The organism is Klebsiella sp. HMSC25G12, from assembly GCF_001807705.1.
Lineage (GTDB): Bacteria > Pseudomonadota > Gammaproteobacteria > Enterobacterales > Enterobacteriaceae > Klebsiella > Klebsiella variicola.
The window spans coordinates 71,457-82,967 of sequence record NZ_KV789927.1; the positions used below are offsets into that span (position 1 = coordinate 71,457).

The following is an 11,511-nucleotide window of genomic DNA, read 5'->3' on the forward strand; positions in this document are numbered from 1 at the left end:
TCGGCTCAGGCGCCGTTCTTTAATCCTTCGAGATATTCCCAGCGTTCAAAGGCGGCTTCCAGCGCCTGCTCCGCTTCGGCCAGCTGCGCCAGCACTTGCTGCGTACGATCGTGCGATTGGCCAAAGAAGTCAGGATCGGCTACCTGCTCCTGCAGCGTTTGCAGTTCGGCCTCAAGCGTTTCCAGCTTCTGCGGCAGTTGCTCCAGCTCGCGCTGCAGGTTATAGCTTAGTTTGTTCCCGCCGCGTTTGACAGTTTCTGCTTTTGGCTGAGCGACTTCCGTCGTTTTTTTAACGATCGTCTGCTTTTGCGCCAAAGACTGGGCCTGCTGACCGCGGGCGTCGTGATAACCGCCGACGTACTGACCAATATGGCCGCCGCCTTCGAAGATCCAGCACTCGGTCACGGTATTGTCGACAAACTGACGATCGTGGCTGACCAGCATCACGGTGCCCTGATAGCCATCGATCAGCTCTTCCAGCAGCTCCAGCGTTTCGACATCAAGGTCGTTTGTCGGTTCATCGAGAATCAATAAGTTACTGGGTTTCAGGAACAGTCGCGCCAGCAGCAGACGGTTACGCTCCCCGCCGGACAGCGCGCGGACTGGCGTCATCGCCCGTTTCGGATGGAACAGGAAGTCCTGCAGATAGCCCAGCACGTGCCGCGGCTTACCGTTAACCATCACCTCTTGCTTACCTTCGGCGAGGTTATCCATCACCGTCCGGTCCGGATCCAGCTCTGCACGGTGCTGGTCGAAGTAGGCGACTTCCAGCTTGGTGCCAACGTGGATCCGCCCGCTGTCGGCCTGCAACTGGCCAAGCATCAGCTTCAGCAGCGTGGTTTTCCCGCAGCCATTGGGGCCGATCAGGGCAATCTTATCGCCGCGCTGGATTTGCGCGGAGAAATCTTTCACCAGCACTTTGCCGTCAACCTGATAGTTGACGTTCTCCATTTCGAAAACGATTTTGCCGGAGCGCGAAGCCTCTTCCACCTGCATCTTCGCACTGCCCATCACTTCCCGGCGCTCGCCGCGCTCGCGACGCATCGCTTTCAGGGCGCGAACGCGGCCTTCGTTGCGGGTACGACGCGCTTTAATCCCCTGGCGGATCCACACCTCTTCCTGGGCCAGCTTGCGGTCGAATTCAGCATTCTGCAGCTCTTCAACCCGCAGCGCTTCTTCTTTATCCAACAGATACTGATCGTAATTGCCCGGATAGGTCACGAGCTTGCCGCGATCGAGATCGACGATGCGCGTCGCCATGTTGCGGATGAAGGAGCGGTCGTGCGAAATAAAGATAATGGTGCCTTTAAAGCTTTTCAGGAATCCTTCCAGCCAGTCGATAGTTTCGATATCGAGGTGGTTCGTCGGTTCATCCAGCAACAGCACGCGCGGCCCGCTGACCAGGGCACGGCCCAGCGCCGCTTTACGCAACCAGCCGCCGGAAAGCGAAGCCAGCTGCGCGTCGGCGTTAAGACCAAGCTGCTCGATCACTTCATTGATGCGGCTATCCAGCTGCCACAGGCCCAGGTTATCCAGCTGTTCCTGCAGACGGGCCAGTTCATTTAAATTTTTGTCGCTCGGGTCGGTCATCACCTGATGCGAAACATCATGGTAGGCCTTCAGGTAAGCGGCCTGTTCGGCGATCCCTTCGGCGACGAAATCGTACACCGTACCGGCAACGTTGCGCGGCGGATCCTGCTGCAGACGCGCGACGATCAGATCCTGTTCATAAATAATACGCCCATCATCCAGCCCCTGTTCACGGTTAAGGATCTTCATCAGGGTCGATTTACCGGCGCCGTTGCGCCCAACCAGACAGACGCGTTCGTTATCTTCGATATGCAGTTCAGCATTATCCAGCAGCGGCGCATCGCTGAATGAAAGCCAGGCGCCGTGCATACTAATCAGTGACATTCTTTATTCCTTTCAGGCTGCAGTAATCAGCCAGCAGTTGTGGATCTGACGGTTGCGGGCAAAATCCTGCGACAGCGTTTTTTGCGAAATCTCTTGCGCCTTCAGGCCAAGCGCCGCCAGCCCGTCATGATCCATACGGAAACCGCGTTTGTTGTTCGAGAACATAATGGTGCCGCCTTTACGCAGCAGACGTTTCAGATCGGTCATCAGGCGAATATGATCGCGCTGCACGTCAAAGGCATCTTCCATTCGTTTGGAGTTAGAGAAAGTCGGCGGGTCGATAAAGATCAGATCGAACTGCTCGGTGCTTTCCCGCAGCCAGCCCAGCACGTCAGCCTGCATCAGGCGATGCGCACGACCGGTCAGGCCATTGAGACGCAGGTTGCGCTCCGCCCACTCCAGATAGGTACGCGACATATCCACCGTGGTCGTAGAGCGCGCGCCGCCCAGACCGGCGTGGACGCTGGCGCTGCCGGTATAGGAGAACAGGTTAAGGAAATCCTTACCCTTGCTCATCTGGCCGAGCATACGACGGGCGATACGGTGGTCGAGGAACAGACCGGTATCGAGGTAGTCGGTGAGGTTAACCCACAGGCGCGCGTTGTACTCCTGCACCTCGATAAAGTCGCCCTTCTCCGCCATCTTCTGATACTGGTTTTTACCCTTTTGCCGCTCGCGGGTCTTCAGCACCAGCTTGTTGGGGGCGATTTCCAGCACGGCGATGGTCGCGGCGATAATATCAAACAGACGCTGGCGCGCTTTGTGCGCATCGACGGTTTTCGGCGGCGCATACTCCTGGACCACCACCCAGTCACCGTAGCGATCGATCGCCACGTTATATTCCGGCAGATCGGCATCGTACAGGCGATAGCATTCAATGCCTTCCTGACGGGCCCACTTTTCAAATTTCTTCAGATTCTTACGCAGACGGTTGGCAAAATCTTCCGCCAGCATCGCCGGCTTGCCGCCTTCGCTTTCCGCCAGGTGATAGTTTTTCTGTACGCAGTCCAGCGGGCCGTTCTTGGCTTTGAACTGTTTATCGGCACGCAGCTGCAGGCAGCTCAGCAGTTCCGGCGAGGCGCTGAACACCGACAGGTTCCAGCCGCCGAACTGGTTTTTCATGATCCGGCCCAGCAGGCTGTGCAGAGCGATCAGCGCCGGTTCGCTTTCCAGGCGCTCGCCGTACGGCGGGTTGCTGATCACGGTGCCGTACGGGCCTTTCGGCAGCGGGTTATTCAGCTGGGCGACGTCTTTGACTGCAAAATCGATCAGCTCGCCGATGCCGGCCCGGCGGGCGTTGCGGCGCGCGCGCTCAATGACGCGCTCGTCGACGTCAGAGCCATAGAAGCGCGACCCATAGGCCGCCAGCCCCTGGCGGGCGCGGGTTTGCGCTTCCGCCTTCACCTCTTTCCAGATAGCGTCATCGTGCTGCGCCCAACCGCCAAAGCCCCAGTGGCCGCGGTGCAGACCCGGCGCACGATCGGTCGCCAGCATCGCCGCTTCAATCAGCAGGGTACCGGAGCCGCACATCGGATCGAGCAGCGGCGTACCCGGTACCCAACCAGAGCGCATGACGATCGCCGCCGCGAGGTTTTCTTTGATCGGCGCCATACCGGTACCATCGCGGTAGCCGCGCAGATGCAACCCTTCCCCGCTCAGATCCAGGGAGATATGCGCCGTCTCTTTGTTCAGCCAGACGTTGATCCGCAGATCGGGCGACTCACGATCGACATTCGGGCGCGGCAGGTTTTTACGCGTGAAGCTGTCGACGATGGCGTCTTTGACTTTTAATGCGCCATACTGGCTGTTGCGGATCTCGTCATTGAGGCCGCTAAAATGTACCGCGAAGGTGGCGCCAGGGTTAAACATCTCCGTCCACGGAATGGCCTGTACGCCGAGGTACAGATCCAGATCGCTGTATACGCGACACTCGCCCAGCGGCAGCATGATGCGCGAAGCCAGCCGGCTCCACATCAGGCTTTGATACAGCAGGCGCGTATCCCCCTGAAAATGGACCCCGCCCTGGACGACCTGGCAGTCCGTCGCGCCAAGTCCTTCCAGTTCAGTTTTTAACAGCTCTTCCAGCCCACGAGCCGTACTGGCAAACAGAGAATTCATATCGTCACTTTTACTTAAAGAAAATTGGTGCGCATTATAGCCAATATGTGCCCTATGTCATAAAGTTATAGGCTTATTTTTGGAACCCGGAGGCAGCGTATGGTAACGCTCTCGCGACTTTTTATTCATCCCGTTAAATCCATGCGCGGCATGGGCCTGACCCACGCCTTTGCTGATATCAGCGGCCTGGCCTTCGATCGCCTGTTTATGGTCACCGAAACCGACGGGACCTTTATTACCGCCCGCCAGTTTCCGCAAATGGTAAAATTTATTCCGGCGCCGCTGCATGATGGCCTTCACCTGACCGCGCCGGACGGCAGCAGCGCCGTGGTGCGTTTTAGCGATTTCGCCCTGCAGGCCGAGCCCACCGAAGTCTGGGGCAACCATTTCACCGCCCTCATCGCGCCCGCCGCCGTTAACCAGTGGCTCAGCGGCTTTTTCAAGCGCGATGTCCAGCTGCGCTGGCTGGGGCCGCAGTTAACCCGCCGGGTGAAGCGTCACGATGCGGTACCGCTCTCCTTCGCCGACGGCTACCCGTACCTGCTGGCTAACGAGGCCTCGCTGCGCGATCTGCAGCAACGCTGCCCGGCCAGCGTAAGCATAGAACAGTTTCGTCCTAACCTCGTGGTCACCGGCGCGGCCGCCTGGGATGAAGATAGCTGGAAAGTGATCCGCGTCGGCGAAGTGGTGTTTGACGTCGCTAAGCCATGCAGCCGCTGCATTTTTACCACCGTCAGTCCAGAGCGCGGGCAGAAGCATCCCACCGGGGAGCCGCTGGAAACCTTAAAGCGTTTTCGTACTGCGCTGGACAATAGCGATGTCGATTTTGGCCAGAACCTGATTGCCCGCAACAGCGGGGTGATCCGGGTGGGTGATGAAGTCGAAATCCTCGCCCGCGGCCCGGCGAAAGCCTACGGCGCCGGCGAGAGCGACGATACTCCGGCCCCGGAAGCGCAGCAGCAAGCTACGGTTGCCATCGAATGGCAGGGTCAACAGTTTAGCGGGAATAACCAGCAGGTGCTGCTGGAGCAACTGGAGCAACAGGGCATTCGCGTACCCTATTCGTGTCGGGCAGGGATCTGCGGCAGCTGCCGCATTCGGCTGGAAGAGGGCGAAGTCAGCGCGTTAAAGAAAAATGCGGTCGCCGGGGACGGCACCATTCTCGCCTGCAGCTGCGTACCGAAAACGGCGCTGCGCCTGGCGCCTTAAACCGCCTGTCCCAGGCTGTAGCTGACCGCGCTCTGCGCCGGCTGCAGCCTGTCGTTCATGATTTTAATAACGTCGCCTAACTGCATCACGCGCCCGGCAAGGGTGAGACCCGGCTGGGCAAGCAGACAAAGCGCGGCGTTATCTCCCGGCTCCACCACCAGCAAATTCACCTGCTCCCCGGTATCGCTCAGCCAGACGCAGGCGGCGTCGCCGCCGCTCGGCTGCCACTGGTGGGGATGAGCGATAAAGTGCCAGCTTTTCGGCATCTGCGGTTTGAGAAAACGGATCGCGGTTAACGCATTGAGGACTAATTCCGCTCGCTGTTCTTTCGACAGTTCGAGATCGCGACATTTTTCTTCAAAGGAGAAATAGAGCGCGGCGTCATCGACGCAGAATCCCGACGGCGCAAAGGCATCCGGGGTCAGCATTCGCCGGGCGAAGCGCGAGCGAAATAACATGCCATTGGCCAAATCGAGCATCATGCGGTCGTGCTCTTCATCGTAATACCAACGCCAGTTATCGTCAGGTTTAATGCGCATTTTTCCCCCTGTCCCCTTTCATACGCCTCTGCAAAGTTGTTGCGACTTGCCGCAGAATATTTTCTAAAATTAAGAAAAGTCTAAAATGTTTAAATAAGCAACAGTGAGGGAATATAAAACAACCAGGGCCGGAAATAAAGCCCTGGGTGGGTTTCAGCGGAGGAAAAGATTAGATGTGGGTAACAATTTCTTTAATCAGCGGCGGACCTTTAAAAATAAATCCGGAATAGATCTGCACCAGCGATGCTCCGGCGGCTATCTTTTCTCGCGCAGCAATCACCGAATCAATACCGCCCACGCCGATGATAGGCAAACGACCATTCAGCTCAGCGGAGAGCATACGGATAATTTCAGTGCTCTTTAATTGTAATGGACGACCGCTAAGCCCACCGGTCTCATCGCAATGTTTCATTCCCTGAACCAGAGAACGATCGAGGGTGGTATTGGTTGCAATTACCCCATCAATATTATGACGCACGAGGCTATCGGCAACCTGGATCAATTCCTCTGGTAAAAGATCCGGCGCGATCTTCACGGCGACCGGAACATATTTCTGATGCTTTTGCTGCAGCTCAAGCTGCTTATTTTTAATACCGGAGAGTAAATCATCGAGCGCTTCACCGTATTGCAGCGTACGCAGCCCCGGGGTATTCGGTGAGGAGATATTAATGGCGATATACCCGGCGTAAGGATAGACTTTTTCCATACAAATCAGGTAATCATCTTTACCGTGCTCCACCGGCGTATCTTTATTTTTGCCGATATTGATGCCCAGCACGCCGTCAAAATGCGCCTTTTTCACGTTCTCAACCAGGTTATCAACGCCATGGTTATTAAAGCCCATGCGGTTGATCAACCCCTCGGCATCCACCAGACGGAAGATCCTCGGTTTATCGTTGCCCGGCTGCGGACGCGGGGTGACGGTGCCGATCTCAATCGAACCAAAACCCATCGCGCCCAGCGCGTCAATGCATTCCCCATTTTTATCCAGCCCGGCCGCCAGACCCAGCGGATTTTTAAAGGTCAGCCCCATGCAGGTAACGGGCCTGGCCGGTACCTTCTGGCGAACCAGCATTTCCAGCGGCGTCCCGGTGACACGGCGTAATTGTTGAAAGGTAACTTCATGAGCGCGCTCAGGATCGAGCTGAAAAAGGGCTTTACGAACGAAGGGGTAGTACATGAACTCTCCTGGATTCCCGGTGTGCAAACCGGGGGCGTATTATGTGCGATCCGCAGCTGAAAGGGAATTGACCTGCGACAAAAAATCACCCATCAGCGCAAACGATTACCTCTCCCCGCGCCGTTATGCGCTTTTCGGCTATCTAACGGTGGATAAATCATTTAGGGAAATAATGGTGCTCTGTCACACTCACTGCAAATGTTATCAATTATAGATAAATGCAAACATTTAGTTATAAGGAGAGAGAGATGCGCGTCATTACGCTTGCGGGCAGCCCGCGTTACCCTTCCCGTTCCAGCGCCCTGCTGGAATATGCCAGAGAGACGCTCACCGCCGCCGATATCGAAGTCTGCCACTGGCATCTGCAGAACTTTGCCCCGGAAGACCTCCTGTACGCTCGCTTTGACAACCCGGCGCTACAAACGCTCAATGAGCAACTGGCCGGGGCCGACGGTCTGATTATCGCCACGCCGGTGTATAAAGCCTCGTTTTCCGGCGCCCTGAAAACCCTGCTCGATCTGCTTCCTGAGCGCGCGCTGGAGGGCAAAATCGTGCTACCGCTGGCCACTGGCGGCACCATCGCCCACATGCTGGCGGTGGACTACGCTCTGAAACCCGTCCTGAATGCCCTGAAGGCCCAGGAGATCCTCCATGGCGTCTTCGCCGATGACAGCCAGGTCACGGATTACCAGCATAAGCCGCAGTTCACCCCTAACCTGCAGCGGCGCCTGGATGAGTCCCTGGAGACCTTCTGGCAGGCGCTGCATCGTCCCAGCAGCCGCGCCCCGTCGTTAACGTCTCTGCGTGGGGTGGAACATGTTTAATCCTCTCCGCGCGCTGACCCTCGGCGGACTGCCGTTGTTCTCCGCGCTGGGCCACGCCGCCCCGGCGGCGCCCGATGCCCTGCGCATTGGTTATCAGAAAGGCAGCGTCAGCATGGTGCTGGCGAAGAGCCATCAGCTGCTGGAGCAGCGCTATCCGGGCACCCATATCTCGTGGATTGAATTCCCGGCCGGTCCGCAGATGCTGGAGGCGCTGAACGTCGGCAGCATTGACATCGGCAGTACTGGCGACATTCCGCCTATCTTTGCTCAGGCGGCGGGCGCCGATCTGGTCTATATCGGTTCGGAGCCGCCCAAGCCCAAAGCGGAAGTCATCCTGGTGGCGCAAGGCAGTCCTATTCACAACGTTGCCGAATTAAAAGGGAAAAAGGTCGCTTTCCAGAAAGGTTCCAGCTCCCACAATCTGCTGCTGCGCGCCCTGCAGCTGGCGGGCCTGAAATTTAGCGATATTCAGCCGGTTTACCTTGCCCCCGCCGATGCGCGCGCCGCCTTCCAGCAGGGTAATGTCGACGCCTGGGCCATCTGGGATCCGTACTACTCCGCCGCGCTGCTGCAGGGCGGCGCACGGGTACTTACTGACGGAACCGATCTGAAACAGACGGGATCGTTCTATCTTGCTTCCCGACCCTACGCTGAACGCAATGGCGCTTTCATTGAAGGCGTACTCGATACCTTTACTCAGGCCGATGCCCTGACCCATAGCCAGCGCGCGCAAAGCATTACGCTGCTGGCGAAAACGATGGGATTACCGGAAGCGGTGATCGCCAGCTATCTGGACCATCGTCCCCCCACCTCAGTAACCCCGGTGAGCGCCGAAACCGCCGCTCGCCAGCAGCAGACGGCCGACCTGTTCTATGAGAACAAGCTGGTGCCGAAAAAAGTTGATATCCGGGCCCGTATCTGGCAGCCCGCCGCCGCACAAGGAGCGAAATCATGAGTCTGAATATGTTCTGGTTTTTACCGACCCATGGTGATGGTCGTTATCTGGGCACCGAAGAGGGCGCCCGTCCGGTCGATTACGGCTATCTGCAGCAAATCGCGCAGACGGCGGATCGGCTGGGGTTCACCGGCGTGCTGATCCCGACCGGACGCTCATGTGAAGATGCCTGGCTGGTTGCGGCCTCGATGATCCCGGTGACGCAGCGGCTGAAATTTCTTGTCGCCCTCAGGCCTAGCGTGGTGTCGCCGACGGTAGCCGCCCGCCAGGCGGCGACCCTGGACCGACTGTCAAACGGCCGGGCGCTGTTCAATCTGGTCACCGGCAGCGATCCCGCCGAGCTGGCCGGCGACGGCGTCTTCCTCGACCACACCGAGCGCTATGAGGCCTCAGCTGAATTTACCCACATCTGGCGCAAGCTGATGGAGGGAGAAACCGTCACCTTTAACGGCAAGCATCAGCGCGTTCGCGACGCTAAGCTGCTGTTCCCGCCGCTCCAGCAGCCCCGTCCACCGCTCTATTTCGGCGGCTCGTCTGACGTCGCGCAGGATCTGGCCGCCGAGCAGGTCGATCTCTATCTCACCTGGGGTGAACCGCCGAAGCAGGTGGCAGAGAAGATTGCTCAGGTCCGGGAGAAAGCGGCCCGGCATGGGCGCCGGGTGCGTTTTGGCATCCGTCTGCACGTGATCGTGCGGGAAACCAACGAGGAAGCCTGGCAGGCGGCGGACAGCCTTATCTCCCACCTTGATGATGAAACGATCGCCCGCGCCCAGGCGGCCTTCGCCAGAACCGACTCCGTCGGTCAACAGCGAATGGCGGCGCTGCACAACGGTCGACGCGATCAGCTCGAGATCAGCCCCAACCTGTGGGCCGGCGTCGGCTTAGCGCGCGGCGGCGCCGGTACTGCGCTGGTGGGCGATGCCGCCACCGTTGCCGAACGAATCAATGAATACGCTGCGCTGGGTATTGATAGCTTTATCTTCTCCGGCTATCCGCATCTGGAAGAGGCGTATCGGGTCGGCGAGCTGTTGTTCCCCCTGCTCGACGTCGCCGTGCCGTCTATCCCGCAGCCGCAAAACCTGCGCCTGCAGGGGGAAGCGGTCGCCAACGAGTTTATCCCGCGTAAAGTGGCGCAAAGCTGAGGAGACACTGATGGCAAAATCAACCCATCCCCTGTTGTTACGCCTCGCCCCCTGGCTGCTGCCGGTGGGGACGGTCATTGTCTGGCAGCTGGCCTCGTCCGTCGGCTGGCTCTCGACGCGGGTGCTTCCCTCGCCGGAGGGGGTATTGAAAGCGTTCTGGACGCTCTCGGCCAGCGGTGAGCTGTGGCAGCATCTGGCCATCAGCTCGTGGCGGGCGCTGGTCGGCTTCGCCATCGGCGGCTCCATCGGGCTGGTGCTCGGCCTGATCAGCGGCCTGTCACGCTGGGGCGAGCGTCTGCTGGACACCTCGATCCAGATGCTGCGCAATGTCCCGCATCTGGCGCTGATCCCGCTGGTAATTCTGTGGTTCGGCATCGACGAGACCGCCAAGATCTTCCTTGTGTCGCTGGGCACCCTGTTCCCGATCTATATCAACACCTGGCATGGGATCCGTAATATCGACCGTGGGCTGGTAGAGATGGCGCGCAGCTATGGTTTATCCGGCTTCGCGCTGTTCCGTCACGTGATTTTACCCGGCGCCCTGCCCTCAATTATGGTCGGCGTGCGTTTCGCTCTTGGCCTGATGTGGCTGACGCTTATTGTCGCTGAAACCATCTCGGCGAATGCCGGTATCGGTTATCTGGCGATGAATGCGCGTGAATTTCTACAAACCGACGTGGTGGTGGTCGCCATCATTCTTTACGCCATCCTTGGCAAACTGGCCGATGTCTGCGCCCAGCTGCTGGAACGGCTCTGGCTGCGCTGGAATCCGGCGTATCATCTTCAGGAGGCTAACGCATGAACACTGCCCGTCTGACCCCAGGTATCCCGCTGCTGCTGAACGGGGTGACGAAACGCTATGGCGATAACACTATTCTTAACGAGCTGGATCTGCATATTCCCAGCGGCCAGTTTGTGGCGGTGGTGGGCCGCAGCGGCGGCGGCAAGAGTACCCTGCTGCGCCTGCTGGCGGGTCTGGAAAAACCGAACGCTGGCGAGCTGCTGGCGGGCGCGACACCCCTGGCGGCGATCCAGGACGACACCCGGATGATGTTTCAGGATGCGCGCCTGCTGCCGTGGAAAACGGTGATTGATAACGTCGGGCTGGGGTTAAAAGGCGCCTGGCGCGACGCCGCCCTACAGGCATTGGCCAGCGTCGGACTCGAGAGCCGTGCGCAGGAGTGGCCGGCGGCGCTGTCAGGTGGGCAAAAGCAGCGCGTTGCGCTGGCCCGCGCGCTGATCCATCGCCCGCGCCTGCTGCTGCTGGACGAGCCGCTGGGAGCGCTGGACGCCCTCACCCGTCTGGAGATGCAGGAGCTGATCGTCTCCCTGTGGCAGGAGCATGGTTTTACGGTCCTGCTGGTGACGCACGACGTCAGTGAAGCGGTGGCCATGGCCGACCGGGTGCTGTTAATTGAAGAGAAGAAAATTGGCCTCGATTTGAACGTGGATATTGCGCGACCGCGGCGCACCGGGTCGGCGAAGCTGGCCGAGCTGGAGGCAGAGGTGCTGGATCGGGTGATGAAACGCGGCGACAGCGAGCGTGCGCCGCGTTTGTTTAGTCATGGCTAACTAACGTCCCCGGCCCGCGCTTCGCTCGGCCGGGCTACCAAATCGCACAGCGCTGTAGC

10 protein-coding genes are annotated in these 11,511 nt (G+C 58.9%); 6 read left to right on the forward strand and 4 right to left on the reverse strand.

What is annotated here, in order from left to right; genetic code table 11:
- Window positions 1-5: 5 nt before the first annotated feature.
- The gene (locus tag HMPREF3096_RS27060) at window positions 6-1,913 is read right to left on the reverse strand and encodes an ABC transporter ATP-binding protein (protein WP_012542303.1); all 1,908 of its coding nucleotides are present in this window, start codon (window positions 1,911-1,913) and stop codon (window positions 6-8) included.
- A gap of 12 nt (window positions 1,914-1,925) precedes the next feature.
- Window positions 1,926-4,031: a bifunctional 23S rRNA (guanine(2069)-N(7))-methyltransferase RlmK/23S rRNA (guanine(2445)-N(2))-methyltransferase RlmL gene (rlmKL, locus tag HMPREF3096_RS27065; RefSeq protein ID WP_032729884.1), complete on the reverse strand. Its 2,106-nt coding sequence runs from the start codon at window positions 4,029-4,031 to the stop codon at window positions 1,926-1,928.
- Window positions 4,032-4,130: 99 nt separating this feature from the next.
- On the opposite strand from rlmKL, the gene HMPREF3096_RS27070 reads away from it, so the two are divergent.
- Window positions 4,131-5,240 carry a YcbX family protein gene (locus HMPREF3096_RS27070; RefSeq protein ID WP_048964873.1) on the forward strand — a complete coding sequence of 370 codons (1,110 nt, stop codon included), beginning with the start codon at window positions 4,131-4,133 and terminating at the stop codon, window positions 5,238-5,240.
- On the opposite strand, the gene zapC is transcribed toward HMPREF3096_RS27070, so the two are convergent.
- Entirely contained in the window at window positions 5,237-5,779 is a 543-nt protein-coding gene (gene zapC / locus HMPREF3096_RS27075; protein WP_012542305.1) for a cell division protein ZapC, read from the reverse strand. The genes HMPREF3096_RS27070 and zapC overlap by 4 nt on opposite strands.
- Window positions 5,780-5,948: 169 nt before the next feature.
- A complete protein-coding gene (gene pyrD, locus HMPREF3096_RS27080; RefSeq protein WP_002898303.1) occupies window positions 5,949-6,959 on the reverse strand; it encodes a quinone-dependent dihydroorotate dehydrogenase in 1,011 nt (336 codons plus the stop codon).
- 248 nt (window positions 6,960-7,207) lie between these two features.
- Here pyrD and ssuE point away from each other — a divergent pair, with 248 nt between their 5' ends.
- From ssuE to ssuB, 5 genes are read left to right on the forward strand one after another with little or no spacing between them, the layout of a single operon-like run.
- Window positions 7,208-7,783, forward strand: a complete 576-nt coding sequence (gene ssuE / locus HMPREF3096_RS27085; protein ID WP_008805880.1) for an NADPH-dependent FMN reductase — start codon at window positions 7,208-7,210, stop codon at window positions 7,781-7,783.
- The gene (locus HMPREF3096_RS27090) at window positions 7,776-8,738 is read left to right on the forward strand and encodes a sulfonate ABC transporter substrate-binding protein (protein ID WP_070544670.1); all 963 of its coding nucleotides are present in this window, start codon (window positions 7,776-7,778) and stop codon (window positions 8,736-8,738) included. Before ssuE ends, HMPREF3096_RS27090 begins: the two co-directional genes overlap by 8 nt.
- Window positions 8,735-9,880, forward strand: a complete 1,146-nt coding sequence (ssuD, locus tag HMPREF3096_RS27095; RefSeq protein ID WP_012968613.1) for an FMNH2-dependent alkanesulfonate monooxygenase — start codon at window positions 8,735-8,737, stop codon at window positions 9,878-9,880. Before HMPREF3096_RS27090 ends, ssuD begins: the two co-directional genes overlap by 4 nt.
- A gap of 10 nt (window positions 9,881-9,890) precedes the next feature.
- Window positions 9,891-10,682: an aliphatic sulfonate ABC transporter permease SsuC gene (ssuC, locus tag HMPREF3096_RS27100; protein WP_008805877.1), complete on the forward strand. Its 792-nt coding sequence runs from the start codon at window positions 9,891-9,893 to the stop codon at window positions 10,680-10,682.
- Window positions 10,679-11,452 carry an aliphatic sulfonates ABC transporter ATP-binding protein gene (gene ssuB / locus HMPREF3096_RS27105; protein ID WP_008805876.1) on the forward strand — a complete coding sequence of 258 codons (774 nt, stop codon included), beginning with the start codon at window positions 10,679-10,681 and terminating at the stop codon, window positions 11,450-11,452. The genes ssuC and ssuB overlap by 4 nt, the downstream gene beginning before the upstream one ends.
- The last annotated feature ends 59 nt before the right edge of the window (window positions 11,453-11,511 follow it).

What these genes read in the sequence shown, in the direction of transcription:
- HMPREF3096_RS27060 (WP_012542303.1), bottom strand. Translation starts at nt 1,913, where the DNA reads ATGTCACTGATTAGTATGCACGGCGCCTGGCTTTCATTCAGCGATGCG.
- rlmKL (WP_032729884.1), bottom strand. Translation starts at nt 4,031, where the DNA reads ATGAATTCTCTGTTTGCCAGTACGGCTCGTGGGCTGGAAGAGCTGTTA.
- HMPREF3096_RS27070 (WP_048964873.1), top strand. Translation starts at nt 4,131, where the DNA reads ATGGTAACGCTCTCGCGACTTTTTATTCATCCCGTTAAATCCATGCGC.
- zapC (WP_012542305.1), bottom strand. Translation starts at nt 5,779, where the DNA reads ATGCGCATTAAACCTGACGATAACTGGCGTTGGTATTACGATGAAGAG.
- pyrD (WP_002898303.1), bottom strand. Translation starts at nt 6,959, where the DNA reads ATGTACTACCCCTTCGTTCGTAAAGCCCTTTTTCAGCTCGATCCTGAG.
- ssuE (WP_008805880.1), top strand. Translation starts at nt 7,208, where the DNA reads ATGCGCGTCATTACGCTTGCGGGCAGCCCGCGTTACCCTTCCCGTTCC.
- HMPREF3096_RS27090 (WP_070544670.1), top strand. Translation starts at nt 7,776, where the DNA reads ATGTTTAATCCTCTCCGCGCGCTGACCCTCGGCGGACTGCCGTTGTTC.
- ssuD (WP_012968613.1), top strand. Translation starts at nt 8,735, where the DNA reads ATGAGTCTGAATATGTTCTGGTTTTTACCGACCCATGGTGATGGTCGT.
- ssuC (WP_008805877.1), top strand. Translation starts at nt 9,891, where the DNA reads ATGGCAAAATCAACCCATCCCCTGTTGTTACGCCTCGCCCCCTGGCTG.
- ssuB (WP_008805876.1), top strand. Translation starts at nt 10,679, where the DNA reads ATGAACACTGCCCGTCTGACCCCAGGTATCCCGCTGCTGCTGAACGGG.